Source organism: Rhodohalobacter sp. (assembly GCF_034521535.1).
Lineage (GTDB): Bacteria > Bacteroidota > Rhodothermia > Balneolales > Balneolaceae > Rhodohalobacter.
The window spans coordinates 770,522-797,186 of sequence record NZ_JAXHMF010000005.1 but is presented as its reverse complement, the minus strand read 5'-3'; the positions used below and the strand labels follow the sequence as shown (position 1 = coordinate 797,186).

Below are 26,665 nucleotides of genomic sequence, written 5' to 3'. Positions count from 1 at the left end.
TGATAAAAGATGCTGAGGCTGTCCAAAAAGGCATTTTTCATCGAGCATCGCTTAAATAATTTAGGTTTTTATTTCGGACTCACCCTATTTCCCTCTCTATCTAATAGAGAGGGACCTGATGTCTAAATTATTTAAGCTCGTTTTCATCTTTGGTCACTTTTTGGACAGCCTCAATTTCATAACATTTCATTAAAGATTAAGAATCAAACTGAGGTTTACATGTACTCTTTCTTTTTCAGGCCGTAACATCCTTTTTCTGTTTTGATACAAGTGTTTTCAAAACCGGTTCCTCAGCAACCCATGGAATCGCGTACAGTTTTTTTGCATGTTTTTTATCGATTTCATCCAATAGCGGAACCTCTTCAGCTGCCCGCTGCTTGAGCAGAGGATCTGAAATATTGGTTGCCGACATACTTTGATTGGCAATCCACGCGTAGGGTTCAATATTGGATCTTCTCAAATCATCCTGAAGCTTTGCCGCTTCCGTAATCGGAGTGGTTTCCGGCAGAGCGACTATCAACAGTTTTGCATAATCCGGATCCTGCAGATACATGTATGGAGTTTTCAGTTTATCCGCTTCCATCTTTGTATTCCGCAGCACCTCTTTATGATAGCTACCGGTAGTATCGAGCAATAGCAGGGTGTGACCGGTCGGCGCCGTATCCATCACCACAAATTTTCTCTTTGCCTCATGAATCGCTTTCGAAAACGCCTGGAAAACCGCAACCTCTTCCGTACAGGGCGATTCCAGATCTTCCCGCAGCAGCTTCAGCTCCTCGTCTGTTTTATTCTTTCCGCGCTGTTTTAACACTTTTTCAATATAGGCTTGCTTCTCCTCATCCGGATCAATCCGGTCAACCGTCATGTTTTCGGGTATGCTCATCTCACCGATGTGATCCATCAGATGGGCTGCCGGGTCGGTGGTGGTCAGGTGAACGGGATATCCGCGCTCGGCCAGTTTAAAGGCAACGGCAGCCGCGATCGTGGTTTTACCCACACCGCCTTTCCCCATAGTCATTACCAGTCCGTGCTCTTTTTCGGAAGAGATATCGTCCACCAGTGCATCTATATCTGGAAGCTCACTTTCATGATCTTCCGTTAAAATAGACGTGCTGTTTTTCTTGATTGCTTCCTTATCCAGCGGTTCAAAAACAGTCCGCAATCGATCAAGTCCCAACAAGTTATACGGTCGTAGCGGAAATACCATCTGCTCCATTTTTTTGAGGCGTTCGGGCATATTTTCCAATGTCTCATCCGCTCTCTCTTTCATCTTGATGGCAAATGAATCGGTTTCGTCAATCGGCTCAAAATATCCGTTGATCAACAGTACCTGATTTGAGAGCCCCATTTCATCCAGCTCCATACCCGACCGGTTGGCCTCACGAAGTGCGGATCCATCCGGGCGGCTCACAAGATAGATGGTCGTTGATCCTTCATCCTGCAGGCGCTCCACCACTTTTTGATAGCGCTCCTGGCTGGTTTTCAACGCCGATGACGGTCCAATACAGGAAGCTCCATCCGGGTTCGATTCAATAAAATCGCTCCACGCTGCGGGCAGTTCCAGCAATCGTAGCGTGTGACCCGTTGGCGCCGTATCAAAAATAATCACATCATACGGCTGATCATCCTCATCGCCTGCTACATATCGTGCAAACTCATCAAATGCTGCAATTTCCGTAGTACATGCTCCTGACAACTCTTCGCGCATCTTCTCAATATCTTTTGCCGGCAAGATATCTTCCATAGGAGAAATTACGCGATTTCGATACTCCTCTGCCGACAGTTCCGGATCAATATTAACCGCATGCAGATTTTCAATTCCCTTTATCGGGGTGATCTTTTCCGTCACATCCGTTTCAAGAACCTCCTTTAAATTTGAGGCCGGATCGGTACTGATCAACAGCACACTTTTGCCTTCATCGGCAAGTTTAACGGCCGTTGCGCTGGCAAGTGAGGTTTTACCCACTCCGCCTTTGCCGGTGAAAAAGATATATGGTGTGATTTGCGGTAAGTTCTTCATGGTAGTGGTGATATCTTGAAATTTCTTGGTAGTCAATCCCCTCTCGAGAGGGGACAGATGAAAACGCGTTTAGCGATTTCATCAGGGGTGTGTTTAGCAGGGCAATGAGCTAATCAAAGGGACACACCCCTCGCTTGACTCGATATGCTTCGCATGCTCGTCTGCACTTTTCCCCTCTCAAGAGGGGAATTCCACTAACAACATCCGCTGCCCGGTGCGCATCCGTTATCAGGCTGAGCTGGCACTCCTAAAAGTTTATTTGATAGTTCCACAATTTGTGAAATAGGAACCTGTCTTGTGTTTAACCCGGTTTGCATGGCTTTTGACATTTCTTCTTTTGTCAGCCCGGCCTTTTTGCCTCTAGCAAAATGTGATTTCAAGCAGGTTTCACAACCGGCTGCAACAGATGAGCCTATTGCAACTAGAATCTCGTACTTGTTCTGTCACTGATAGTCTATAACTCCTCAGCATGGTTTTCCATCGGAATATTATTTTGTGCTTCTTTTGACATATCTAAGCCTGCAAATTTTAAGAGAGTCGTTCGGTCGGGATATCCTCCTTCTGAAACCACCTCACCGTTCACCAATATAATGGGTAGCACGTCCGATCCCTCTTTCTTTAACCGTGTCAAAACCGGCACGACATCTTAAACTGTTCCGGCTCCTGGCCTAAATTATAACGTTTGACCTCAACTCCCTGCGTCTTCAACCATTTTACATCATTTGCAAAATCGACAATTTCGTCGTCTACATCCGGGCCGCAGACGCCGGTACTGCAGCACATTGCCGGATCATAAACTTCTAAAACTGTTTTCGTGTCTGTCTGAGTGGTCATATCTAAACTATTTGTGAGTGGTTATTTTATTCATCGTAAATTTACGATTATTGTTTTGAACATCCAATCTTAATTTCGGATCTCCTGCTATTTTATTATTCGGATGGCCAAGCCTTTTTCAGATTAGTTAATGTTTTTATATACATCTGACTAGCATAATGCTGGACTCGGGGAATTCTGGAATTTAATTATTCTCCGTATTTCTTTGCCAGCGCAACCTGTCCAGCGTGATAGGCGGTATGTGTTGTTATTCTGCCAAGAGCTTCCGCCCGGGTAACTGTGCCAAACTCGGCCGTTGTGACATCGCCATCCCAGTCATCAATCTCCTGAATGGCTGCACCCAGCTCATCTCCCGCTCTTTCTATGAGCTCCAGCAGAGGTTCAAGCTCATCAAACTGTCCGTGGTCTTTAGCGATGGAGCCGATGGTTTGGGCCTTTACATTCAGCTCACGTTCAAAGACATTCTTGGCAAACAACAATTCTACTTCCGCAATGTGGCGCATCAGCCAGCCAACGCTGTTGCTATCGCTGTGAACTCGTTTCATTAAGTCCTCTTTTTTCATGCTTTCCAGCTGATTGGTTAAACGGGTTCGTCCCATCTTCCACATGTCGTAAAATAGTTGATTGTTCATAATCTTTTATTTTTTAGTTTCTATTCTTGTTGGGTCTATCTTGTTTTTTGTGAACTCTTCTGCAGCCTGCTTGGCGGTTGTCAAAACCGGGCACCAAACATTCGGGATATCTACATCCTGTTCTCCTTTCGCCATTTTCTCCCAACCCGATCTCATTTTTCTCAAATTCAACAGAGAAGCAACAAACATGATCATCATTCCGCTCATCACCATTATAAAGCTGAAGACAAGTTCCATGCTATATGTGGAGAAGTATTGAAGTTCAAATCCGCCGTACTTCATCATCAGATAGAGGCTCCAAAGCAGGAGACTTAAGATGGTCATCGAGATAAATACCGCTGAGTAAGCGTTAAGGTTTTTTGTCGAAAAAGGTTTGATATTACTCATAGAACTGTTTTTATTGATCTTTGAAAGTTTTAATGAAGGTATTACGCGCTGGTGTGTAATCGTGTAGTTTTACTCCGTATGATCTTTGGTTTCAAATTCAGCTTCTTAAATTTAATTGATAAAACGAGTGCACCTTTTTCCGCATGTTTCAATAAAAATCAACCTCCATTACGGAGCATGTCAGCGAACGGATTGGGGAGCGGACTCTCTTCAACTGCTTTTGCTGCTTTTTCAACATCATATTCCACACGAATAAATTCAACGTTTAGTCCATTAGGGCGGGACAAATCCAGGTCATCTTCCCACTCCAGCGTCACATAACAGGCACGCGGATCGCCATCCTTTCGGATCTCCTGTTATTTTTTTATTCGGATAGCCAAGCCTTTTATTTAATCGTAAAAATACGATGATTTAAACATAATCCAAAACGGAAGTTTGATTTTGAACTATATCCAATAATGATAGAATGTGCGGAAATAGGATTCCTGTCATTGTTTTGAATAGATGAATCATTTAGTTTGGAGGAGTGATTTTAATACAAAACATCCAATGAACCGCTTAACGAATTCCGAAAAAATCTACTACAGCAGGCATCTGACACTGCCCGAAATCGGAGAATCCGGTCAACAGAACCTTAAAAAAGCCCGGGTTCTTGTGGTTGGCGCCGGAGGGCTAGGCGTTCCGGTTTTACAGTATCTTGCAGCCGCCGGAGTCGGGACTATTGGGATTGTAGATTACGACCGGGTAGAAATTCATAACCTGCATCGACAGGTACTATTTGGAATGGCTGATGTTGGCCACCTGAAAGCTGAAACTGCTAAAGAAAAACTAGAATCTCAAAATCCTCATATTCAGATTTTTGCGATTACGGAAAAGCTAACCTCAGCAAATGCCCTGGGAATTTTTAAAGAGTACGATCTGATCGTGGACTGTACCGATAACTTTCCCGCACGTTATCTGATAAACGACGCCTGCCTGATAACCGGTCTTCCGTTCATATATGGATCCATTTTTAAATTTGAAGGACAGATAGCTCTCTTTAACGCCGTTAATCAAGATGGAAATCGAGGACCTAATTACAGGGATTTATATCCCGATCCTCCCCCGCCGGATCTGATCCCAAATTGCGCCGAAGCCGGTGTTCTTGGCGTACTGCCGGGCATTATTGGCAGTTTACAGGCTAATGAAGCAATTAAGCTGATTACCGGAATCGGTGAATCGCTAAACGGCAAACTCCTCCTGTTTGATGCACTGAGTCTTAAAACACAATTGATATCAATCCCAACATCAACCGAAACAAAAATTCCTGAAAAGCTGATTGATTATGATCAATTTTGCGGCTACCCATCATCCTTAACGGAAGAATCTTTTGATCCGGATATCGATGAAATCTCCTACCCGGATGCAATATCGCTCTCAAACGATGAAACACCTGTGCAATGGATTGATGTGAGAGAAGAAAATGAACACAACAGCATGAATCTTGGGGGAACTCTTATCCCCTTGGGGCAGCTATCTGATCGAATCGATGAAATCGACAAAAACGGCAAGGTTATCGTATACTGCCAAACCGGACAGAGAAGCGCGGATGCCATTCGATTTTTAAAAAAAGAACACGGCTACGAAAATCTCTACAATCTAAAGGGTGGAATTCTGGCTGCCCTTCAGGATAAAGAAACAGACATCTCTTAAAAACTATTTAAAAAATTGAAGTTTATGGGAACTGCCGAATCAGCACGAATAAAGATTGGAATCCTCACCTCATCCGACCGGGCCTCAAAGGGTATTTATGAAGACCGTTCCGGCCCGGCAATCAAAGAGGTTTTAAATGAGTATTTGAAATCGGATTGGGAACCGGTGTATAAAGTTATTCCGGATGACCGTGAAACGATCGAGAGCACCTTGAAAGAGATGAGCGATGACGAACAGTGCTGTATGATTGTTACTACGGGTGGAACCGGTCCGGCCCCAAGAGATGTAATGCCTGAAGCTACCGAAGCCGTCTGCGAAAAAATGCTGCCCGGATTTGGGGAGCAGATGAGATCGGTGTCGCTGCAGTACGTACCCACTGCAATTTTATCGCGGCAAACCGCGGGAACAAGAGGTAAAACCCTGATTGTAAACCTTCCCGGAAAACCCAAAGCGATTCGGGAGTGCCTCGAAGCCGTATTCCCCGCCATCCCCTACTGTATTGATCTGATTGGCGGGCCCTTCCTGGAACATAATCCCGAAGCTATTCATGTGTTCAGGCCAAAAGAGAAGTAGACCTCTAGTGTCATGTCAAGCAACTAATTTTGCCCAAAAGCTGCTTCGAAGTTTGGCAAGCTACGTAGTTTAGCGGAATACGGTGACAGGTCAAAAAGTCCCCTCTCGAGAGGGGATTGAGGGGTGTGTTTGTGATAGGAAAATCGTTGATTTTAGCCCAAAAAACACCATTTATAAAAATCTGTCGTCGGTAGCTCCTAATCTTGCCCAAAAACGGGGCAACACTATTTCGGAAGAGACAGAATAAATCTCCCCTGCCAGTGTTTTTCTGGCCCCGAGTGCATTTATCGGGGAGGGGAGTATCCCGACATTATTTTGTCGGGAGGAGGGGTGTTTGATGCGCAATTAGAGACTTTTCCTAATCTGTCACCGGTAGCAGCGAGTCTAAAGATCCATTAAGCGTCAAAAATATTAATCGTTTTCGTTAGTTTGATCCGTTGGTTTGAATGTAAAGAACAAAATTGATGAATTACCGCCTCTATCCAATAATGTGCTTCAAACCAATCTCTCTGTTCGGCGGATGATAGGTGTTGCCTTATATACCCCAGGCTTCGCTTTGCTGCACCTGAGGCTACCAATATTCTGCCCCTACAGGGCAAGTTTCCTGCTTAGATTTACAAAAGCGGCATAGCACCAAATTATCAATAAGCTCAAATTCTGATACGCCGCTACCACAACAGCTTTCGCTGTCATTTCAAGCAACTAATCTTGCCCAAAAGCCTGCTCTTCGAAGTTTTCTTGATCTTCGAAGCTTTAGCGCAGAAGATAACGTAGTAGAGCAGGGCAACACTATTTCAAAGGTGACAGGTCAAAAAGTCCCCTCTCGAGAGGGGAAAAGCGTAAACGAAACGGCGAAGCCGGGTGAGTTTAGCGAGGGGTGTGTTACATACGTTGATCTGGAGAAGAACAGATTTTCCGTTTCACGGCCTTATTCGAACACACCCCTGAATCACAAAACCTACGCTTCGCGCTGTTTTGTAATTCTATCCCCTCTCGAGAGGGGATTTCGAAGCCTCTAAAATGTTTTTGCTTACAATCTGTCACTGGCAGTGTAAATTGTCTGGTGATGTAGAAAAGTGAGGCTGTCCTTTTTTATACCGCGAAGCGAAACAATTTCTACGGAGTGATTTCCCCGAAGGGATGCCTACGACAAGGGGTGGTTCAAATCGTTTTTCTACATTTTTCACACTTTTGTGCATGAAAAAAACCGGTCCAACCACCCCTGGCCCCTCCTTCATAAGGAGGGGAGAAACCTTGTCCCAACGTATCACCTGTCAACTTACACTTGATATAACACTAGTATCCAGTTAGTTATCGGAAACTTACAGATTCTCCGGTTCTTATCTTTTCTCCCTTTATCAATACCATATTCTGTCCGAACAGCACTTTATTGTCAACGGTGCGATAAGAGGCTAATGTTTTTAATGGCTCTTTTCCGCTTACACCCTTCTCTTGGTCGGTTGTTGTGATTACACAACGGGCACACGGTTTAACAAGCCTGAAAACCGACTCACCCACTACAACTTCTCTCCAATCGTCTTCCTCATACGGTTGGGCGCCGGCAATTACCAGGTTTGGCCGAAAACGGTTCATTGGTACCGGACTCTCAAGCCGAGTGTTCAAGTCATCAAGCGACGCCTGACCAATGAGCAGATACGGCATTCCGTCGGCAAAACTGACCGTTTCTTCATTTACCGCATAAGCGGGATCCACTTTTCGCTGAATAGCTGATGGCATAAATACAAGATTGCAATCCATACCCAATTGATCTGTGAACCAGCGGCTTACCTCCGGGTCCACCAGCTGCGCCTCTACTCTATCATCCCATATTTCAACGGGAATCAGCTTATCGGTTCCGGGTTCGAATGGAATCAGAATCTCTATATCCGGTTTTTGCTTATGGAAAACAAACAGTCCATCATTGCGAATCTCAACCTGAAGCAGTGCCATTTCAGGGTGTTTTCTTTGTGACATAAACCGGCCTTTCTCATCCACAAGCATCCACCGGCGATCGTACTGCAATCCACGTTCCTCAACAACTGCCTCATCCAGCCGAATTCCACCAAGTGATTTTATAGGATACGTATAGATATTTTGCAAATACATACCGGAGATTTCATTTTTAAATTTTTAGCCAAGCTTGTTATAGTTTTTTTGTAAAAAAACTGTCAGGTTTTCCAGGATTTTATATACCGGTTTATAAATATCAAAACCTGACAGGTTGATTTTTAAGTTGGCAGTTTTCCTTTGCCAATGGATTTCAAAATGTGTTCCAATCCGGGGAAGAGTGCATTCAGGCTCTCTTCCGCCCCTCTGCGACTGCCCGGCAGATTGATAATCACCGTATTATTTCGAACTCCACAAACACCCCGCGAAATCATAGCGTAAGGAGTTCTCTGGCGGCCATGTTCCCTCATACCTTCAGCCAGGCCGGGAATCTCCCTATCGATAACATTTCGGGTTGCTTCCGGTGTGATATCTTTTGCTGCAGGACCGGTACTGCCCATCGTAAAAATAAAATGCGCCTGCTGATTGTCAGCCACATCCAATAGTTTACTCTCCAATTTCTCTGCGTCTTCCGGAATCACATCGGAGGAGATTATTTCCAAACCCCGTTCTTCCAAAAATGACCCGACTATCTTCGAAACCTTGTCTTTTTTGTCTCCATTAGCAACAGCATCTGAAACATGCAAAAGCATCGCTTTCGGTTTTTCACTGAACGAATCGGTATAATCGCTCTTACCTCCGCTTTTTTCCACTAATCTTATCATGCCAATTTCCGCTTTTTCGTCAAGTGGTTTCAGCATATCATACATATTTAGAAGCGCAGCACTTACCGCAGTAATGGCTTCCATCTCAAGGCCGGTTTTCCATACGGTCCGGGTTTCAGCAGTCACATAGATCTTCGCTTCAGAATCAACCATCTTAAAAGACAGATCTACCCAATCCAGTGGCAGGCTGTGGCAGAATACAATCCATTCCGACGTTCTTTTAGCGGCCTGAATTCCAGCCGCCCGGGCAACCTGAAGCATGTCCCCTTTTGGAATATCCTTGTTTCTTATCATTTGAATTGCTTTAGGTGTAGTTGTTAAAACACCCTCAGCCCTTGCGTATCGAAGCGTATTGTGCTTATGGCTTACATCAATCATAAATCGTAAATAATTAATTAAATATCAGTTAGTTCAAACAGTCTTCACTTTTTTACAGTAATTTAATTAAAATATGAAATGGACATCTGTATCCATATTTTTATAGCAGAAATCTTTTAAAAATTTTCCTAGCTACATGAATATTTCCGTCATCTACTTTAGTGTGTTGAAGAAAATTACCGGCAAGAGTCAGGAGACGATTCACATGGAAAAATCCGGCAATGCTGAGGATCTGTTTGGCATTTTAGCACAAGAATATCCTGAAATGGAAAAATACAAGACCTACATGCGTCTGTCCGTTAATCAGCAATACCTTCCATTCACTACCGAGCTTAAACCGAATGATGAAGTTGTCTTTATAACCCCTGTTTCAGGAGGATAGTTATTTTATGAAAAGAGAAAATGAACTTTACGACCGATTTGAAAGAAAACACGATTATTTACGTGTATCACTGACCGAAAAATGCAATTTGCGTTGCAAATACTGTATGCCGGCTGATGGAATCCCATTAACGCCCAAAGCTCATCTTCCCAACACGGAAGAACTTCTTGAGATCATTTCTATATTTACCGAAATGGGTGTTAAAAAAATACGATTTACCGGTGGGGAGCCTTTAGTTCGAAACGATGCCGGTTATCTGATTGAAGAAGCTTCCAAAAAAGTGCCCGAAACGGCTATTACTACCAACGGAATTCTTATTCATAAATATTTCGATCTGTTTGAGAAAATTGGGCTCACGTCTCTGAATATCAGCTTGGATACACTGGATCCTGAAAGATTTCAGTTTATAACCCGGAGAGATCGCTTTGATAAAATCATGGGGAATATCCGAACAGCCATATCCCGGGATTTCCATGTAAAAATTAACGTTGTTCTGCTGAAAGGCCAGAACGATGATGAGATTATTGATTTTATCCGCTGGACCGAGGATACACCTGTGCATGTTCGCTTTATAGAGTTCATGCCATTCCAGGGTAACGATTGGGATAATTCTAAACTGGTACCTTACTTTGAGATTCTTGAAAAAGTGAATGAAGAATTCTCAACTGAAAAACTTAAAGACGGGCCTCACGACACAACAAAAAGCTTTAAGGTAAAAGGTGCAGCCGGAACCTTTTCCGTTATCAGTTCAATGACAGCACCCTTTTGCAGCAGCTGTAACCGGTTGCGTTTAACCGCCGATGGAAAGATGCGGAACTGTCTTTTTTCAACCAAGGATACAGATCTGTTAACACCGCTCAGAGCCGGCGAGGACATCCGGCCTTATATTTTAAATTGCGTCAGAGATAAAAAAGAGGGACACGGCGGACTGGATATTTTTGATAAGCTGCCCAACCGAAGCATGATAGCTATTGGAGGGTAATCGATCATGCAGGAGCTAAAAACGGAAACGTTGTGGATACTGATTTCTGATCATCTTCCGGATGTATCAGAGGCGGGTACCTTTGTTGAACACCCCGAATGCGGGGCAGTCAATATCTTTACGGGACTTACCCGAAATCACCATGATGGCAAAACCGTAACCGGCCTGTATTACGACTGTTATGAAGAGATGGCTCTCAAAGAAGCGCAAAAATTATTGGATGAGATCACCCAGAAGTATAAGCTGTCAAAAGCAGTACTGTTCCATAAAACAGGTGATGCGCCCGTGGGTGAGATTTCCCTGATTACCGCGCTGAGTGCCCCTCACCGTAAACCGGTTTTAGATGCTACTGATGAGCTGATCAACCGCCTTAAGGAAGAACTCCCCATCTGGAAAAGAGAGGAGTTTGAGGACGAAACTCTTTGGAAAGAGGAGCAAATTATCAGAAAAGAGAGTAAGACTGCAAATTAAACAGCCTACCCTCCTATCTTCAGATTGATTAAAAAATGATTTACAGTAGCGGGCAGAGATTAAAGATCCTCGGCAAGCTCTCCTGAAACCAAATAGATAATTCTCTCACAAATATTGGTTACCCGATCTCCAATCCGCTCTAAATTATGTGTGGCCCACAGAAGATATGTGCACTGGGTAATATTTTCGGGTTTTTCAATCATAAAGGACATCAGTTCCCGATAAACCTGGTCGTAGAGATCGTCAATATCATCATCCTGACTGTGAATCATGCGTGCAGATTTTTCATTATGATTCACATAGGCCTTTATGGCGTTTTCAATCATATCCACGGCAATATCTCTCATTCTTGGGATATCAATCAATGGCTTTACGTGCTTTTCATCGCCAATCAATTTTACAATCTTGGATATCCCCGCGGCATAGTCACCGATTCTTTCAAGCTCTGTATTGATGGTCAAAAGTGCGACTAATTCACGTAAATCAGAGGCAACCGGCTGTTGGGTTGCAATCAGGTTTATACAGTCATCCTCTATCTCCCAGCGCAGATCATTAATGACCTTATCTTCACGTCTGATGCGCTTTGCCGTTTCAAAATCTTTGTGTATCAAAGAATCTACCGACTCATTAACGGCATTAGTAACAAGATCCGCCATTTTTAAAAGCTTATCGTTGATCTTGTCGATATTATATTGTGTTATTGTGTTCATTTCTTTGAATGTTTATTTATATCTGTCTCAATTCTTGACCGGCATAAAAGTATGCTTTTATAACGACTTATTTCTCTTTTAAAAGCCTCCTAAGATCTCTTCTTATCCAAACCGTCCGGTAATATAGTCTTCCGTTTGTTTTTTGGAAGGATTTGTAAACAGTGTATTGGTGTCTCCAACTTCTATCAGATCCCCCATATAGAAGAAAGCTGTTTTATCAGAAACACGTGCAGCTTGCTGCATATTATGCGTAATGATAATAATAGTAATATTTTTTTTCAGTTCATGTATCAACTCTTCAATTCGAAGAGTGGCCTGTGGATCCAATGAGCTTGTAGGCTCATCCATTAATAGCACTCCGGGTTCTACAGCAAGTGCTCTGGCGATACTGAGCCGCTGCTGCTGTCCGCCGGAAAGACTCACCGCAGCGGTTTTTAATCTGTCTTTTACTTCTTCGAAAAGTGCGGCCTGCTTCAGGGCTCTTTCACATGTCTCATTGAGGATTGATTTATCCCGCACCCCGACAAGTTTTAGTCCGGCTACCACATTATCGTAAATAGACATGGTTGGGAATGGAGTCGGTTTTTGAAATACCATTCCAACCTTCCTTCGGATAATGACAGGATTTACATCCTCATCATAGATATTTTTGTTATCAAGAAACACCTCACCTTCAACATTGGCCTCTCTTGTAAGATCGTGCATGCGGTTCAGAGCTCGTAAATATGTGGTTTTACCACAGCCTGAAGGGCCGATAAGCGCTGTCACCGTTTTATTCGGAAAGGCTATGGAAATGTCTTTCACACCAACAACAGATCCATATTTTACCGTTAAATTTTTTGTTTCCATTCTTAAGTTCATAGGGGAATGGTTAGAATTTGTAGTAAGGTTTTTTGATTTAGGAGACTTTAAAGATATATCCTGTTCGCTCATAATTTCTTTTGGTTGGTCTACTGTTTGTATTGCAGCGTATCTCTTGTTAAAAATCGTGCAATTATAAACGTTATGATCACAATGCCAAACAAGACGATTGCAGCCGCCCATCCCATTCCATGCCACTGTTCGTAGGGACTAATCGCCAGACTGTAAAGCCGTTGAGGAAGAGTATCGGTAGGATTGAATATAAAGCCCCACCAATTATTTGGCAGATAGTTGTTTCCAAATGATGTAAATAGCAAGGGTGCCGCCTCGCCAACTGCTCGCGCAAATGCTAGCAGCACACCGGTAATTAATCCGGTTTTAGCCGCCGGAATGACCGTGGAAAGTACAACCCTCCATCGGGGCAGCCCCAGAGCCAGACCTGCTTCTCTGATCGTCCAGGGAATGGATTGAAGTGCGCTTTCGGTTGTTCTGGCAATAATGGGCAACATCACGACAGATAATGCTACACTACCTGCCACGCCCGAAAATGTACCCATTGGCTTAACGATCAACACAAACACAAACAAGCCTTTTAAAATAGCCGGGATTCCGTTCAGCGTATCGTTCATAATGCGCAGCGTGGGATTCAACGCGTGTTCCGGATATTCCGACAACATCATACCTGCACCAATTCCAAAAGGAACAGCAATAATAAGTGCAAGAGAATCTACCACGATTGTTCCGATTATCGTGTGAACCAAACCTGTTGGCCGATTCTGAATAGCTCTTGAAGGTGACCCAAGTTCTTCGGTAAAGAATTCATAACTAAGGGCACTGAATCCCTCAATAAATACATGTACCATGATAATCACAAGAGGTAGCAGTACTGCTATTGTTGAAACACACAGTAACCCCACCATAATCCGGTCGTGAATTCTTCGTCGCTTCAGACTTTTCATATTACCTGCCCTCCACCGATTGAAAGTTTGCGCTGAATGTAGGCTGCTGTAAGATTCACAATAAGGGCAATAAGAAAGAGTATAAATCCAATAGCCATCAGACTTGAAAGGTGAAGGCTCTCTACAGCTTCCCGAAACTCATTTACAATAACGGATGGTATGGTAGCGCCGGCACCGAATACAGAAAACGGCAACGTGTTCTTATTACCAATCAACATAGCTACGGCCATTGTTTCGCCGATTGCTCGTCCAAGCGATAAAATAGCGCCGGCTATTATTCCGGCTCGCGCGTTGGGCAAAACCGCCATGCGAATCACCTCCCAGCGGGTAGAACCCAAAGCGTACGAAGCTTCCCGCTGATCTTTTGGTACGGCTTTAATTGCATCTTTTGCGAGTGCTGTTGTGTAGGGCACAATCATCAGCGCTAAAACAATGGTTGCCGTTGCAATACCATATCCCATAGGGTTTCCAAGCAGCGGCGACAGGCCCGGATAGTTGTTTTCTGCCCAAACAGTGATTGGTGTATACACGGCATCCCTTAGCCATGGAGCTAAAATGAAAATACCCCAAATTCCGACAACTACACTCGGAATAGAAGCGATTAGCTTTATGAGATTGTCAATGATTTCGGCCAGCCACTTGGGAGCGTACTCAGCAGAAAATATGGCTACTGCCAATGCCGGGAAAAACGAGATAAGCAGTGCAGCTGTACTTGTAACTAACGTACCGAAGAGAAAAGGCCAAGCCCCAAAAACCAGCTGAACTGCCGGATCCCAGGTTGTTTCTGTTAAGAATTCAAAAAATCCGAATTCATAAAATGCAAGGCTTCCTTCCTCAAATAGAACCCAGGCCATTCCCAGCGTAATCAAAATAATGGTAGCCCCTAACGCAACGGTAACTACCTTAAATATTTTGTCTCCCAGCCATAGATAGATGATGTGAGGCAGTTTTTTACCACTGCTAAATTGCTGATTCTCAGACTTCATATGTTACTATTTTATTAAAATAACTTTATATCTAATCCTGTGGAACCGTCTTTAAATACGATGAAAAATCAATATTTCAACAGTTTAGATCAACTCGTTTTTTTGGAGTAGCTCCATGCCTATTTCTTCTCCATTCCATTTAATCTGCTTGATCATCCCAATATTTTTTTCCAAGGCAGCTTCTGGGATTCGGGCAAAACCGAGAGTTTCAGAGAGTTCTTGTCCGTCGGTAATACTCCAGATCAGAAATTCAACAAGCTCTTCTGCCTGCATTTTGTTTTCAATTGCGTTGTTTTGATCCAGGTTTTCATAGACCAGCATCCAGGCAAAACCTGCAATGGGATAACCATTTTCAGCGGGTGTATTTGTAAACAGTATTCTTGTATCATCGGGAAGTTCAATGTTTGCAGCCTCTGTTGTAGCTTCAAACGAAGGCTCAATCACATTACCTGAACTATTGATAACATAACCGTAGGACATGTCATTAAGAAATGCATAAGAGAGACTGTTGTAGCCGATTGCTCCCGGTGTATTGATCACTGCACCTGCAACACCTTCGTTACCGTTCCCTCCAATACCTGTTGGCCAGTTTACACTTGTGGCGTATCCCACTTCTTCTCTCCATTCATCAGACACACGTGTAAGATAGCTTGTCCAGACGTTTGTAGTACCGGAACCGTCAGAACGGTGAACCACAGTAATTTCTCTGTCAGGAAAGTCGATATCCGGATTAAGCTCTCTAATTTCGGGGCTATCCCATCTTGTTATCTTTCCAAGAAAAATGTCTACCAGCAGCTCTCCGCTGAATACAACCCCTTTTTCGATGCCCGGTAGATTGTAGGTCGGAACTACATCTGCAAGGGTAATCGGCATATTAAATGCACGCCCTCCGGTTGCTGTTTCAATGTTTGCCATTACCTCGTCAGAAAGAAACGCTTCACTCATTCCGAACATAACCGTTTGCTCCATAAACTGACGAATACCACCACCGGAACCGATAGACTGGTAGTTTACCGTCACTCTTCGATTTGTGAGATCTCTGTACTCATCAGCCATAGCAGTAATGAGAGGAGCCGGAAAAGTAGCGCCCGCTCCAAGTATATTTACCCTCTCTTCGGAAGGTGTCCGATCTGGATTTTCGCCTCCACAAGAGACTAAAAATAGTGCAAGAATCAAAAGTGATGAATAGATGGAAATTTTTTTCATAATAGTTTATTTTGTTAGTTTTTTTCGATTCAATTAAAACGAATCGATTCTCTATTCTTACTTCAAGAAAAGTACACTCACTGTATTATGAAATTGTTAACTAAGCGTTATGAAACTGTTTAATGATCAAAATATTTTCAAGATTATTATTCCACAACTAATTGATATCAATATGCTTACGATTTTTTAGTAAATTAAAGTCCTCTTGACTGATTAAAACAAAGTGTCATTTATTTTTTTGAGACATTTTATGACCCGCCTGTCTTAAACTTCCCATGTAATCTCACATCAGATTTTGTAAAATCTCTATTTCCTTAATTCACTTTTTTGAATTAAAAATTTGAGACTTAGGCTATTTGGAATAAAACATCACAGAACAAAGCCCAGTTAGATTTGATAAGATGTGCAGTTGTTCAAGAAGCGTCCTTTTCGAATAGATCAAAGGGAGATGATCTACAATTTCTTTTTTCTGATAGGCAAGGTTAATGGAATGCGAGTCAACGAAGCAAACTTTTCAACCTGAGTTTGATTAATAATGCGTTGATTTAGCTGCTTAAAAAGTCCCTTCCTTTCCAAGGAGGGGCTCCGAGCGCAGCGATTCCCATGTAATGATATAAAGTACATCCACAGATTAAACTGTTTCCCTTATTCCTTTTGGGCCGCCAAAAGGAATCATCCCGAGGTGTCGGGACCCGGGCGGTGATTGCTTCCGGGCCTGGTTTGCCCGCGCGGTTACACAACATCGATTGCTCCCAGGGGAGCCGATATTGTGATGTCTCCCGCGCTTTGATGCAAACCATGCTAATCCTCCATCAATCAAGGCCGGTGGGATCTACCGCTCTTTTAAAAAAAAGTATGAGTGAATGGGTTGACCCTGATTTTCCCATTAAAATGGAACGCTACAAAATATTGATATCATTTCATTTATAACACTAAACTTATAAATATATGGGTAATATCATGGGTGGTTGAAAAGGACTATGAATCAACTTTCAATCTGTAGCCATAAGAATAGTGAAGTGAACCACACCGGGAGGGTGTCTAAAAGTATTTCGCTCTTGGAGACCGCTTAAATAATTCAACTACCGCAAAATATTAAAATTCAGCCTCAAAACTCTTTAAACTGAGCTCTGTAGTGCTACAACCATTAATTTTACAGCTGTATAAGTTTGATCTGCCTTCTATTACTGCCCTTGTGAATTGTATTTTCGATCCTTAAGAATACGTAAAAGGTTTTACACCAAATGACTCAGGCAATGAAAGTCCCGCTACGGGACGCCATATCCGTAGCCCAAGGTCACTGCGCAGCGGTGGCCTTGGGTTAAGCGAGCATGAACAATGGGAGCGCCGCAGGTGCGGTATATCCGTACCCTTGCAAGACGATCACACCATCAGGAGTTGAGATATGCACCTGACAAAAACCAAGCACCAGAGGTGCGTCATGTCCGTAGCCCATGGTCAGCGCAAAGCGTTGGCCATGGGGCAAAAGGCGAACCCGAACATGGAAGCACCGTAGGTGCGGAATACATGGGTCGATGTTACAATTGAGATTGAATTCAGATTTCGAAACATGCCGCACCTACGGTGCTCCTGTGAATATCGGCCTCTTTCTCTACCCCACAGATTCACCTTGTGAACCTGTGGGGCTACGGATATGCCGCCCCGAAACGGGGCTGGTTTCAAGCTTTGCTGAAATCTGATTCGTCCGTTTTATCTCACAATCCGAAGTAAACATCTTGTCGAAAGATTGATATCTATAATTATTTAATATAGAATCTGTCATCAGATTGTAATAATACAGGAAGCATCGTAGCTGTTACAAACTCTCCCTGGATCAGCGCAAAGCTGTGATCACGAAAAAATAATCCAGCGCAAAAAAAGCACCAGAGGTGCGTCATGTCCGTAGCCCATGGTCAGCGCAAAGCGTTGGCCATGGGGCAAAAGGCGAACCCGAACATGGAAGCACCGTAGGTGCGGAATATATGGGTCGATGTTACAATTGAGATTGAATTCAGAATTCGAAACATGCCGCACCTACGGTGCTCCTGTGAATATCGGCCTCTTTCTCTACCCCACAGATTCACCTTGTGAACCTGTGGGGCTACGGATATGCCGCCCCGAAACGGGGCTGGTTTCAAGCTTTGCTGAAATCTGATTCGTCCGTTTTATCTCACAATCCGAAGTAAACATCTTGTCGAAAGATTGATATCTATAATTATTTAATATAGAATCTGTCATCAGATTGTAATAATACAGGAAGCATCGTAGCTGTTACAAACTCTCCCTGGATCAGCGCAAAGCTGTGATCACGAAAAAATAATCCAGCGCAAAAAAAGCACCAGAGGTGCGTCATGTCCGTAGCCCATGGTCAGCGCAAAGCGTTGGCCATGGGGCAAAAGGCGAACCCGAACATGGAAGCACCGTAGGTGCGGAATATATGGGTCGATGTTACAATTGAGATTGAATTCAGAATTCGAAACATGCCGCACCTACGGTGCTCCTGTGAATATCGGCCTCTTTCTCTACCCCACAGATTCACGTTGTGAACCTGTGGGGCTACGGATATGCCGCCCCGAAACGGGGCTGGTTTCATCCCTTAAAAGGTGAACGCCATTCATTTTGTGTACGAATTACTGCTTCAAACATACTAAAGCAGGAATGACCGGCAAAAAGAAGGTTTGCATCTAAAAAGGTATGACATGAACTATTTTTGTCTCTTTCAAATAGAGACAAAAAAATTGACCGAATATTTTAACTTATTCGGTCAATCTTGCTCGCTCTATATTCAGTGCACTACAACAGCATATTAAACAGGTACCCGGAAAGAATAATGAAGAGGGTAACGATTCCGAAAAAGATGGCAATTAATTTAAATGTCATCACTTTTTTCAACAGAGTACCTTCGGGCAGAGATAGGCCAACCGTAGCCATCATAAAAGCCAGGGCGGTTCCGAGCGGTATCCCTTTTGTGACAAACACTTCAATAACCGGCACGATTGCCGCTGCGTTAGCGTACATAGGAACAGCGAGTATTACTGCAGCCGGTACAGTCCACCATCCGCCACCGCCCAAATAGGTGGCAAAAAAGTTTTCAGGAACATATCCGTGCATGGCGGCGCCTATACCAATACCTATAATGATGTAAACCAAAACACCGCTGACAATACCCCACGCTTCCCGGGATATTCCGGGCAGGCGATCCCGAAACGAGGGATTCTCTTCCTCATGATATTCTGTATTTGACTGGTTGGAGTTCTCAATGATTTTCTTGGCCCAGTCAGAAAGCAGGGGTTCTAAATTGAACTTTCCTAAGAGCCATCCGCCAAATGTGCCCAGCAGAATTCCAGAACCGGCGTATATTAGTGTGGTTTTTACACCAAACAGCCCAATAAACATCGCAATCGCGATCTCATTTACAAGCGGTGAGGTTATCAAAAACGCAAATGTTACGCCTAGCGGTATTCCACCCTGCACAAAACCGATAAACAGAGGTACGGACGAACAGGAGCAAAAAGGTGTAACCGCTCCAAAAAGCGCCGAAATAAAATACTCCAAACCATATAGTTTTTTCCGGTGCAGAAACGAACGAAGCCGGTCAACCGGAAAATAGGCGTTTACGATTCCCATCAGGAAAACGATGATGAAAAGCAGAATGAGTATCTTTATGGTATCGTATACAAAAAAGTTCAGGGCTGTTCCAAGCTGTGAATCCGGACTTAATTGTATCGTTGAAAAGATGAGCCAGTCTGCAAATGATTGAATCCATTCAAACATAATATAACCTACTTCTCTAATTTTTTAATTTGATGACGTACTGCAGCAAGAATCACCCACGCTGCCATCAAGAATGAACTGGGGATCACCGATAGTTGGAAAACCCTTTGAAACCCAGCGATTCAAACCAAATTTCATATTCACCACTCGGTTACTATCGAACCCATTGTGAATGAGAAAATTAACAGCTCTCAGGCTTCTTTCACCCATTCGACACACAACCACTACCTGCTCATTTTTTGGAATATCGTTATAACGATTTTCAAACTCAGATAGTGGAATGTGCTTGATTTTCGGCGCATCAAACGCCAGTTGATCAACTTCATTCTGTTCACGTACATCAACCAGTAATGCCCCGTCTTTAATCCACGTTTGAGTCGTTCCGGGACATATTTCTTTTATTTGATCTTGTTCCATTGTGCTTCTCTTGATTTGTTTACTGTTCCAATAATTTTTTGATTTCACTCACCTGGGCCACTCGTCCCTTAATGTGAATTTTGTCGTCAATCAGCAGTACCGGAGTCGTTAATACGTTGTATTTTAACATCTCTTCCATGTCTTCTACTTTTTCTACATCCGCCTGAATATCTGTACCCTCTAAGGCTGTCAAAACATTTTGATAGGTGGTTTTACATTTCGGGCAACCGGGGCCGAGAATTTTTATTTTCTTCATGTCTGTTTAAGTATGTTTGTGTTTTTATTTCATCGCAAATATACGAATAATTACTCTATTTATCGTAATTTTACGATGAATACCTTTATTGTTATTTTCTATTAAGTTCATCAGTAAATCAAATCTTTAAGAAATGCCACAACTGCTTTAAGACGATTTGGGCTTATTACAAGTTCGGAGCAAAATTGTAAATCGAATTATTGTAAAGTAGATCGAAGGTTAGAAAATGTTTTAGCCTAAGTTCGATTAATAATGTATTGAAGTTCGAATAGCGCTTAAATAATTTAGTTTTCTCCTTCAGACTCACCCTATATCCCTCTCTAACTAATAGAGAGGGATATAAAGTCTAAATTATTTAAGCTTATTTCTGTGTTGATTCACTTTTTGGACAACCTCAGACTCTTTTTTCAATATCTTAAAATCGAACTGAGGTTACTAAAATATCTTTTCATCCAAACTGGAAATAGAGTCATTGAATTTGGTAACATGAGAAGTCCCCTCTTTTTCAAGGAGGGGATTTAGGGGAGGTTATAAGAGGCTTTAAGATTATTTTGCAATTTAAAACTTGATCAAAGCTTTGAAAGAACTACCCCCTGACCCCTTGTTCAAATTCTTATCCCGAACTCACGTTATTTATTATAGGGTAACGAATTATTCGTTCTCAGCCTTCTCGTCAATAATGTCGTTTACCCAGGTCATGGCGGCCATCATCGACGGCATTCCCAACGTTGGGAGCAGAAGCAAAACCACATGGTGAATTTCTTCCTTGGTACATCCGGCCTCCAGTGCTTTACGTGTATGGGAGTGAACAGCACCCTCTTTTTGAGCTCCGCAAGACATGGCCAGTTTCACAAGTTCTCTTGTTTTCTGATCGATGGGACCCGCATTATGAACGGCATGGCCCAGCTGGGCATACGCCTGGCCCACATCGGGGTATTCTAAAGTAAAGTCGATAAAAGGTTTTGGAATCTTATCTTTGTGATTTTTCATGAATATAAATTGGTTTGAAAGTAAAATTTACCATGTGTAAAGTAATATAAGTAACCCATAACTCTCAAAAACGAGGACAGATTTTATCATGCTGCGATTTAAAAATCATCACACTTTAACCAGATTCACTTTTGTATCGTAGAATGATACGCTGCCACCCACCGGATCAATCAGACAAGTGTTATTTCTAAGTGTTGGATCGGTCCACATAGCAGCGTTGGCATGGATACCCCTGGATCGTCTTGGGTCTCCCTTTACTACCTTGCCATCTACATTTATATCGGTTGAACCGGTCGCCCAGTGTCCAAATCCAAGTTCAAAAGAGATCACACCCGGACGCATCGTTTGAGTCGGTATTACTTTTCCGATCATTTCTTTCTTGCGGCCATTTTTAAGGTCCCAAACCCCCTCTTTATTAGTAGAACTGACGACTTTCACACGATCATCTTTTTTAAGCCCCATCCGTTCAGCATCTTTAGGATTGATACTAATACCGTTTTCCGGTTTCATAGGCTGTAGCCAGTAGGCAGCAATCGTTCTGGATTTGGTTTGAGTGATGGTGCGATGGGTAATTAGATTTAGTTCGTAACCGTCACCCATTGAGTCAAGTAATTGCCCTTCGTAGTTGGATTGCGGAATGTACCCGGCAATACCGGAATATCGTTTTCCGGTTCCTGAATATTTATTTAGCGCAGTTTTCTCTTGATAAAGATTAAGCATTCGGCCATAGGGATGTGCCAGTTTGCCATCTTTAAAGGTTTCACTGTGATTTTCAAATCTTCCGCCACGGTTGAGCACATACACCATTTTCCGCCAATAGTCTTCTCCAACGATATTCTTCCAAACCTGTTCATCAAAAACAGATTTATCAAGATGCCTTCGGGCCTGTGTGAATACTTCCAGCTCGAAATCGTTGGCATCAGGTACGCCGTTATCGGTAGTACCGAGATTGGCTACCGCCCGCAGATAGAAATCTTCAGGCCGGTTAAAATCTTTACCCGGTCCCAGCGCATCTTTTCCGAATGTCTTCAATTCAAGCCGTTCAGCGATAGCCATATAAAGAGCCTCTATACTGATCGGCATCTCTTCCCCATAAACGGTAACCGTTTCAGGAATTGGCGACATTACCGGTTGACGAACATTCTCAACTTTATTTGGCATATTTGGATGAGAGCCCTGAAATTCCCATCGCTCCATATAGGTAAGGTCGGGAAAGATATAATCGGAGTACATGGATGAGGTACCTACAAGAATATCACTGCAAATTACTAACGGCAGCTTTTCAACATCTGCCAATACATCGATATTGGTATGGCCGCCCGGTAATGCATAAACCGGCGAGCCCATATACATAAGTAACGCCTTGACAGGATAGGGATATTGATCTCCGGCACTCGGTATTACCTCTTCATACACATCTGATGACAAAGGATACCAATTTCGTTTTGCGGGATATCCATCAAATATTGTCGTTTTTTCATAATCGATATCATGACGAATGGAACTTATTCCAAACGGTGTCAGGCTTTCTTGCATGTAACTAAGATCAAACGCTCCACCGTCACCGCCGTCATATTTATATTTTGAGTAGAGAGACATGCCACCGGCATAGTCGTAATTACCCAGCAGCATATTGATGGACATCCACGCAAATACATTATAGAATCCGTTGGTATGCTGCGCTACGCCTCTGTGAATATCAACGGAAGCTTGTTTTCCGTAGCTGGTTAATTCCTTGGCAACTTTTTTCACTTTATCCGACTGCAAGCCTGCCATATCACACCATTCCTCAATAGTGTGCTCTTCGGCAGATTCTTTAAGTAATTGAAGCGCTGATTTAACACGAACTTTTTCCCCATTGGGTTTTGTCAATTCGGTATCCACGAACAAATCACCGTACACTACACTGTTTTTATCATCCGGATCAATGGCCACGGGTTTGCCATCAACCAAAACAGTCAGGAATTTCTCGGTGTAAGTTTCACCGTCTTTGGTCCTGGTTTCCGGATTTCTGATCCCAAAATCAGCCGCACGTACAAATGCGCCGGGACCGTCATCCAAAATTTCAACCAAATGTGTCGCATTGCTGAAACTCGGTTCATCTTTCGAATCGGCTGCCGCCCGGTTGGCATTTTTCAGAAACGATTCATCATAGCGTTCGTTTTGAATCATCCATTGAATGATGGCCATTGCCAGTGCTGCATCCATACCCGGTTTGATGGGCAACCACGTATCGGCTTTACTTGCCAGTTTTGAGAATCGGGGATCAACCACACCAATTTTGGTATAGCCGCTTGACAGATTTTTTGTCAAACGTACGGTTCTGTTTGTAGGCCCGTAATTTCCCTCAAATAGATTAGCTCCAACAAACAGTACATACCGTGCGTGTTCCAGCTCGGTTTGCCAATACATTTTTTTACTGCCCGAAAATTCGCCCTGCTGATATTTTTCGTTTATAGCTTTACAGGCAAAATATAGCGAGCCCTGGCAAACGGTGGTGTGGCCATGTAAATTTGTTGTACCAAAACCTTTTCCAAATCTTTGAAAAAATTCTTTTCGCCCACCTTTTAAACGTCCCCAGGTAACGACCATCTGGTTATTTTTGGGGCCGAGATCGGGATGGTCGGGATCAATCAACGTATCAAGATGGTCGGCAAAATTGCTTTTAAACTCTGATACCCTTTGTGCCTTTTCCGCCTCATCTTTACTGGCCCAAATCTTTTCTACCTCCGCCTTCATTTTTTTGGAGACTTCAGGATCTTTCAAGGCCATGATGGACCGCAATCCTTCCACTTCGCGATTTTCTTCTCCTTCTACGTGGCTGAATAGTTTACCGCCTTCTACAATCTCTTCAATAGCCTGATCAAACGGTATGGTCTCCCATTTATCTTCTCCGCGTTTACCGGTTCGTTTCAGTACTTTTTTAATCCGATAGGGATCATAGGCAATTTGAACCCCTGCCTGGCCTTTCGGACATAATCCGCCGTCTATTTTTGAAGCTTCTTTTAAGCTTGTTTCATACGGAATATGCGGTACCATAGTCCAAGGGTTATACGGGCTGCCGTCAATTTTGACAAGTACGCCATCCTGAATTTTTGCTTTAATACCACAACCTGTATTACAATTCAAGCAAACAGAATGAATGATATTTTCAGGTTTATTGAGCTGATACTCAGCATCCGGCCGGTTACTTTTCAGAATTTTATTCTGGGCCTGAGCCGCTGCATTTTTACCAAAGAGCACGCCCGTTAAGGAAGTACCTCCAATCAAGGCTCCCTTTTTCAAAAAGTTTTTTCTCGAAATCGAAACTTTTTTTTCGTCTTTCATAATGATGTTCCCAATTTCTTTTGAGTGTATTTTGATAAAAGCTTTATGCCGATATAGACCAAAGCCACTCCGAAGGCACCGATAAACAGTGCTACAAGGTATTCATTAAGAGAAGCGTGATATTCAAAACTCAGCCGCTGATGAGCATAGGCTCCTTCTAATCCTTTCAGTTCGGGAATGGCCTGCCCGGGTATTAACACGTTTAATCTGGCAGCCACAAACGTTACTGCAATTAAGAAACCACCTGTTCCCACGCTTTGATAAGTTTTTCCAAAATAGAGAAACCATAAAGCAATGAATCCACCCAGAAAATGAACAATCCAAAATACCCACCAATAGGGGCCAATGAGAACAAGCTCAACAGCTTCTCTAACATGAGAACTTGGCGACCACATTACGATACTAAATTCGGCAAATACTGCTAAGAAATAGAATAATACACCGCCTATTACGGTATATCGCAACATTTTAAAAGGCTGCTCACCAACTTTATAGGTGTTTTGATAAATAAACGTAAATACCACCAACAACACGGCTGCTCCTGCAGTAATTGCAGATATCAAAAACATGATCGGCAGAATAGCTGAGTTCCAGAAAGGTTTGGCATCAACTACTCCAAAAAAGGCACCGCTTTGGCTGGGAAATGCTATTGAAAAAAATAATCCCAGAGCAATTAATGGAAATATCCAACGCTTAGGATCATTTAGATCTGTCTGTTTTCGTTTTTTAAAGGTTAGGAAAAATAAAACTACCGCCACCAATAAAAAAATGTTATACATCCAGGCATTAAAAGTCATCATTGACCCAAAGTTAGGTTTAAGCATAACATTTGTAGCACGGAAAGGCTTGCCAAGATCGAGCCAAATCGAAAATAATCCCGTAATTACAGCAACAACGGAGACCAAGAGTATTACTCTATATGCCTTTCTGAATCCTTCTATGTTTAAAACATACCCAATCGATCCGACGGTAAATAAGCCGCCTGCAATCCCCACAAAGTGGAAATATAGCGCAACCCATAAACCCCAAATCACATAGCTTCCATAACCGGCCAATCGCTCTCCGGTCATAAATTTCATAACCAGTGCCACCGAACCAACCACGAATATGACCGTCCAAAGTCCAAATAGAAATCTTTTTAATCGTTTATCCATTTTAAACTCCTTAAATAAAGTAGGTTACTTGCGGTTTGGTTCCTTTCTCTTCAAGCAACTTAATTTGATTAGATTTTTGCTCCATTTCCGAAACCAATGAATCAGGATCGTTGGCATCACCAAATATAGTTGCACGCCCAATACAGGTTGTAACGCACTGAGGCAGTTGTCCCTCATCCAAACGATGCAGGCAGAAGTGACATTTACGCGCATTGCCGATCGGTGATTCATGATCTTCACGCAGCCACGATTTACCATACTCATTATTTGGCCTTTGCTCGTAAGGCTGAAGTTCAGGAGTCCCTTCAGTATAATAGTGGCCAAAATCACTGGTGCGGGCGCCATACGGACAGGCAGATAGACAGTACCGGCAACCAATACATTTGTCGTAATCAATAGAAACAATACCATCCGGACGTTTCCAAGTTGCATTAACCGGACAAACACTTACACATGAGGGCTTATCACACTGCATACACGGACGCGGAAAATATCGAAGCTGTGTATTAGGATATTCACCAATTTCTTCTTCTAAAACCGGACGATATACCACTCCAGGCGGTAGTTTATTTTCGGCATTACAGGCAACGGTACAAGCGTGACAACCTACGCATTTCGTAGTATCAATACTCATTTTCCATTTACGCTCTTCCATCGGTTTGGAAAGCGCTCTTTTCAAATCATTCTGCATTCTAATCAGCAGATCAGATTCATCATTAACCGGTACGGTTTCGAAATCATCATAATTTCGAATGGTTTCGGGACCGGTAGGATCTTCCGGTGCAGGGCTAAGCTTTGCGGCTGTAACGGCACCCGCTGATATAGCGACTCCAGTTACAACCGATGCCCCTGCTTTAATGAAATCTTTTCTTGTTAATTCTTTTTTATCATACATAGAATTAC

26 protein-coding genes are annotated in these 26,665 nt (G+C 43.0%); 5 read left to right on the top strand and 21 right to left on the bottom strand.

Going from position 1 to position 26,665, the window contains the following annotated elements; genetic code table 11:
* Positions 1 to 235: 235 nt before the first annotated feature.
* The 7 genes from arsA to U5K35_RS10420 all read right to left on the bottom strand — a co-directional run bounded on the left by arsA (position 236) and on the right by U5K35_RS10420 (position 4,190).
* A complete protein-coding gene (arsA, locus tag U5K35_RS10445) occupies positions 236 to 2,020 on the bottom strand; it encodes an arsenical pump-driving ATPase (RefSeq protein ID WP_322571401.1) in 1,785 nt (594 codons plus the stop codon).
* Between the two features lie 194 nt (positions 2,021 to 2,214).
* The gene (locus U5K35_RS19690) at positions 2,215 to 2,436 is read right to left on the bottom strand and encodes a carboxymuconolactone decarboxylase family protein (RefSeq protein ID WP_416221629.1); all 222 of its coding nucleotides are present in this window, start codon (positions 2,434 to 2,436) and stop codon (positions 2,215 to 2,217) included.
* A gap of 38 nt (positions 2,437 to 2,474) precedes the next feature.
* Entirely contained in the window at positions 2,475 to 2,651 is a 177-nt protein-coding gene (locus tag U5K35_RS10440) for an arsenic metallochaperone ArsD family protein (RefSeq protein WP_322571400.1), read from the bottom strand.
* Positions 2,648 to 2,854 (bottom strand): arsenic metallochaperone ArsD family protein, encoded by a 207-nt coding sequence (locus tag U5K35_RS10435; RefSeq protein WP_322571399.1) that lies wholly within the window; start codon positions 2,852 to 2,854, stop codon positions 2,648 to 2,650. The genes U5K35_RS10440 and U5K35_RS10435 overlap by 4 nt, the downstream gene beginning before the upstream one ends.
* A gap of 188 nt (positions 2,855 to 3,042) precedes the next feature.
* Positions 3,043 to 3,486, bottom strand: a complete 444-nt coding sequence (locus U5K35_RS10430; protein WP_322571398.1) for a DinB family protein — start codon at positions 3,484 to 3,486, stop codon at positions 3,043 to 3,045.
* A 6-nt stretch (positions 3,487 to 3,492) separates the two neighbouring features.
* The gene (locus tag U5K35_RS10425; RefSeq protein ID WP_322571397.1) at positions 3,493 to 3,873 is read right to left on the bottom strand and encodes a hypothetical protein; all 381 of its coding nucleotides are present in this window, start codon (positions 3,871 to 3,873) and stop codon (positions 3,493 to 3,495) included.
* 158 nt (positions 3,874 to 4,031) lie between these two features.
* On the bottom strand, positions 4,032 to 4,190 hold the full coding sequence (locus U5K35_RS10420) for a hypothetical protein (protein ID WP_322571396.1): 159 nt from the start codon (positions 4,188 to 4,190) through the stop codon (positions 4,032 to 4,034).
* A gap of 232 nt (positions 4,191 to 4,422) precedes the next feature.
* Between U5K35_RS10420 and moeB the strand changes: the two genes are divergently transcribed.
* Together moeB and mog are read left to right on the top strand one after the other, a co-directional pair.
* Positions 4,423 to 5,565: a molybdopterin-synthase adenylyltransferase MoeB gene (moeB, locus tag U5K35_RS10415; protein WP_322571395.1), complete on the top strand. Its 1,143-nt coding sequence runs from the start codon at positions 4,423 to 4,425 to the stop codon at positions 5,563 to 5,565.
* 24 nt (positions 5,566 to 5,589) lie between these two features.
* A complete protein-coding gene (gene mog, locus U5K35_RS10410) occupies positions 5,590 to 6,138 on the top strand; it encodes a molybdopterin adenylyltransferase (RefSeq protein WP_322571394.1) in 549 nt (182 codons plus the stop codon).
* A gap of 1,311 nt (positions 6,139 to 7,449) precedes the next feature.
* Here the strand turns inward: mog and U5K35_RS10405 are convergent.
* Both U5K35_RS10405 and moaCB read right to left on the bottom strand, forming a co-directional pair.
* Positions 7,450 to 8,244 (bottom strand): MOSC domain-containing protein, encoded by a 795-nt coding sequence (locus tag U5K35_RS10405; protein ID WP_322571393.1) that lies wholly within the window; start codon positions 8,242 to 8,244, stop codon positions 7,450 to 7,452.
* A gap of 122 nt (positions 8,245 to 8,366) precedes the next feature.
* Complete coding sequence (gene moaCB, locus U5K35_RS10400) at positions 8,367 to 9,287, bottom strand: bifunctional molybdenum cofactor biosynthesis protein MoaC/MoaB (protein ID WP_322571392.1); 921 nt, start codon at positions 9,285 to 9,287, stop codon at positions 8,367 to 8,369.
* 136 nt (positions 9,288 to 9,423) lie between these two features.
* On the opposite strand from moaCB, the gene U5K35_RS10395 reads away from it, so the two are divergent.
* The 3 genes from U5K35_RS10395 to U5K35_RS10385 are packed head-to-tail and all read left to right on the top strand — an operon-like array spanning position 9,424 to position 11,122.
* Positions 9,424 to 9,669, top strand: coding sequence for a MoaD/ThiS family protein (locus tag U5K35_RS10395; RefSeq protein ID WP_322571391.1), 246 nt, complete (start codon positions 9,424 to 9,426; stop codon positions 9,667 to 9,669).
* 7 nt (positions 9,670 to 9,676) lie between these two features.
* A complete protein-coding gene (gene moaA / locus U5K35_RS10390) occupies positions 9,677 to 10,651 on the top strand; it encodes a GTP 3',8-cyclase MoaA (protein WP_322571390.1) in 975 nt (324 codons plus the stop codon).
* A gap of 6 nt (positions 10,652 to 10,657) precedes the next feature.
* Positions 10,658 to 11,122, top strand: coding sequence for a molybdenum cofactor biosynthesis protein MoaE (locus U5K35_RS10385; protein ID WP_322571389.1), 465 nt, complete (start codon positions 10,658 to 10,660; stop codon positions 11,120 to 11,122).
* Positions 11,123 to 11,181: 59 nt separating this feature from the next.
* Here the strand turns inward: U5K35_RS10385 and phoU are convergent, their stop codons facing one another.
* The 12 genes from phoU to U5K35_RS10325 all read right to left on the bottom strand — a co-directional run bounded on the left by phoU (position 11,182) and on the right by U5K35_RS10325 (position 26,657).
* Positions 11,182 to 11,832, bottom strand: coding sequence for a phosphate signaling complex protein PhoU (gene phoU / locus U5K35_RS10380; RefSeq protein ID WP_322571388.1), 651 nt, complete (start codon positions 11,830 to 11,832; stop codon positions 11,182 to 11,184).
* Between the two features lie 102 nt (positions 11,833 to 11,934).
* Complete coding sequence (pstB, locus tag U5K35_RS10375; RefSeq protein WP_416221610.1) at positions 11,935 to 12,693, bottom strand: phosphate ABC transporter ATP-binding protein PstB; 759 nt, start codon at positions 12,691 to 12,693, stop codon at positions 11,935 to 11,937.
* Between the two features lie 89 nt (positions 12,694 to 12,782).
* Positions 12,783 to 13,652: a phosphate ABC transporter permease PstA gene (gene pstA, locus U5K35_RS10370; protein WP_322571386.1), complete on the bottom strand. Its 870-nt coding sequence runs from the start codon at positions 13,650 to 13,652 to the stop codon at positions 12,783 to 12,785.
* A complete protein-coding gene (gene pstC / locus U5K35_RS10365) occupies positions 13,649 to 14,638 on the bottom strand; it encodes a phosphate ABC transporter permease subunit PstC (RefSeq protein WP_322571385.1) in 990 nt (329 codons plus the stop codon). The genes pstA and pstC overlap by 4 nt, the downstream gene beginning before the upstream one ends.
* Positions 14,639 to 14,722: 84 nt before the next feature.
* Entirely contained in the window at positions 14,723 to 15,844 is a 1,122-nt protein-coding gene (gene pstS, locus U5K35_RS10360) for a phosphate ABC transporter substrate-binding protein PstS (RefSeq protein WP_322571384.1), read from the bottom strand.
* Between the two features lie 2,793 nt (positions 15,845 to 18,637).
* On the bottom strand, positions 18,638 to 19,618 hold the full coding sequence (locus U5K35_RS10355) for a permease (RefSeq protein ID WP_322571383.1): 981 nt from the start codon (positions 19,616 to 19,618) through the stop codon (positions 18,638 to 18,640).
* A gap of 24 nt (positions 19,619 to 19,642) precedes the next feature.
* Positions 19,643 to 20,035, bottom strand: a complete 393-nt coding sequence (locus U5K35_RS10350) for a rhodanese-like domain-containing protein (protein ID WP_322571382.1) — start codon at positions 20,033 to 20,035, stop codon at positions 19,643 to 19,645.
* Between the two features lie 19 nt (positions 20,036 to 20,054).
* Positions 20,055 to 20,291, bottom strand: a complete 237-nt coding sequence (locus U5K35_RS10345; protein WP_322571381.1) for a thioredoxin family protein — start codon at positions 20,289 to 20,291, stop codon at positions 20,055 to 20,057.
* 651 nt (positions 20,292 to 20,942) lie between these two features.
* The gene (locus U5K35_RS10340; RefSeq protein ID WP_322571380.1) at positions 20,943 to 21,281 is read right to left on the bottom strand and encodes a carboxymuconolactone decarboxylase family protein; all 339 of its coding nucleotides are present in this window, start codon (positions 21,279 to 21,281) and stop codon (positions 20,943 to 20,945) included.
* 108 nt (positions 21,282 to 21,389) lie between these two features.
* Positions 21,390 to 24,608 carry a molybdopterin-dependent oxidoreductase gene (locus U5K35_RS10335; RefSeq protein WP_322571379.1) on the bottom strand — a complete coding sequence of 1,073 codons (3,219 nt, stop codon included), beginning with the start codon at positions 24,606 to 24,608 and terminating at the stop codon, positions 21,390 to 21,392.
* The gene (gene nrfD, locus U5K35_RS10330; RefSeq protein ID WP_322571378.1) at positions 24,605 to 25,687 is read right to left on the bottom strand and encodes an NrfD/PsrC family molybdoenzyme membrane anchor subunit; all 1,083 of its coding nucleotides are present in this window, start codon (positions 25,685 to 25,687) and stop codon (positions 24,605 to 24,607) included. The genes U5K35_RS10335 and nrfD overlap by 4 nt, the downstream gene beginning before the upstream one ends.
* Before the next feature lie 85 nt (positions 25,688 to 25,772).
* Positions 25,773 to 26,657 (bottom strand): 4Fe-4S dicluster domain-containing protein, encoded by an 885-nt coding sequence (locus U5K35_RS10325; protein ID WP_322571377.1) that lies wholly within the window; start codon positions 26,655 to 26,657, stop codon positions 25,773 to 25,775.
* Between the last annotated feature and the right edge of the window lie 8 nt (positions 26,658 to 26,665).

Excerpts from the sequence above, each read along its gene's own strand:
- pstB (WP_416221610.1), bottom strand. The coding sequence starts at position 12,693 with ATGAACTTAAGAATGGAAACAAAAAATTTAACGGTAAAATATGGATCT.
- pstC (WP_322571385.1), bottom strand. The coding sequence starts at position 14,638 with ATGAAGTCTGAGAATCAGCAATTTAGCAGTGGTAAAAAACTGCCTCAC.
- U5K35_RS10335 (WP_322571379.1), bottom strand. The coding sequence starts at position 24,608 with ATGAAAGACGAAAAAAAAGTTTCGATTTCGAGAAAAAACTTTTTGAAA.
- U5K35_RS10435 (WP_322571399.1), bottom strand. The coding sequence starts at position 2,854 with ATGACCACTCAGACAGACACGAAAACAGTTTTAGAAGTTTATGATCCG.
- U5K35_RS10425 (WP_322571397.1), bottom strand. The coding sequence starts at position 3,873 with ATGAGTAATATCAAACCTTTTTCGACAAAAAACCTTAACGCTTACTCA.
- arsA (WP_322571401.1), bottom strand. The coding sequence starts at position 2,020 with ATGAAGAACTTACCGCAAATCACACCATATATCTTTTTCACCGGCAAA.
- U5K35_RS10340 (WP_322571380.1), bottom strand. The coding sequence starts at position 21,281 with ATGAAAAATCACAAAGATAAGATTCCAAAACCTTTTATCGACTTTACT.
- U5K35_RS10350 (WP_322571382.1), bottom strand. The coding sequence starts at position 20,035 with ATGGAACAAGATCAAATAAAAGAAATATGTCCCGGAACGACTCAAACG.
- U5K35_RS10430 (WP_322571398.1), bottom strand. The coding sequence starts at position 3,486 with ATGAACAATCAACTATTTTACGACATGTGGAAGATGGGACGAACCCGT.
- U5K35_RS10385 (WP_322571389.1), top strand. The coding sequence starts at position 10,658 with ATGCAGGAGCTAAAAACGGAAACGTTGTGGATACTGATTTCTGATCAT.
- U5K35_RS10405 (WP_322571393.1), bottom strand. The coding sequence starts at position 8,244 with ATGTATTTGCAAAATATCTATACGTATCCTATAAAATCACTTGGTGGA.
- pstS (WP_322571384.1), bottom strand. The coding sequence starts at position 15,844 with ATGAAAAAAATTTCCATCTATTCATCACTTTTGATTCTTGCACTATTT.
- U5K35_RS10395 (WP_322571391.1), top strand. The coding sequence starts at position 9,424 with ATGAATATTTCCGTCATCTACTTTAGTGTGTTGAAGAAAATTACCGGC.
- moeB (WP_322571395.1), top strand. The coding sequence starts at position 4,423 with ATGAACCGCTTAACGAATTCCGAAAAAATCTACTACAGCAGGCATCTG.
- moaCB (WP_322571392.1), bottom strand. The coding sequence starts at position 9,287 with ATGATTGATGTAAGCCATAAGCACAATACGCTTCGATACGCAAGGGCT.
- mog (WP_322571394.1), top strand. The coding sequence starts at position 5,590 with ATGGGAACTGCCGAATCAGCACGAATAAAGATTGGAATCCTCACCTCA.
- nrfD (WP_322571378.1), bottom strand. The coding sequence starts at position 25,687 with ATGAAATTTATGACCGGAGAGCGATTGGCCGGTTATGGAAGCTATGTG.
- U5K35_RS10355 (WP_322571383.1), bottom strand. The coding sequence starts at position 19,618 with ATGTTTGAATGGATTCAATCATTTGCAGACTGGCTCATCTTTTCAACG.
- U5K35_RS10325 (WP_322571377.1), bottom strand. The coding sequence starts at position 26,657 with ATGTATGATAAAAAAGAATTAACAAGAAAAGATTTCATTAAAGCAGGG.
- moaA (WP_322571390.1), top strand. The coding sequence starts at position 9,677 with ATGAAAAGAGAAAATGAACTTTACGACCGATTTGAAAGAAAACACGAT.
- pstA (WP_322571386.1), bottom strand. The coding sequence starts at position 13,652 with ATGAAAAGTCTGAAGCGACGAAGAATTCACGACCGGATTATGGTGGGG.
- U5K35_RS10345 (WP_322571381.1), bottom strand. The coding sequence starts at position 20,291 with ATGAAGAAAATAAAAATTCTCGGCCCCGGTTGCCCGAAATGTAAAACC.
- phoU (WP_322571388.1), bottom strand. The coding sequence starts at position 11,832 with ATGAACACAATAACACAATATAATATCGACAAGATCAACGATAAGCTT.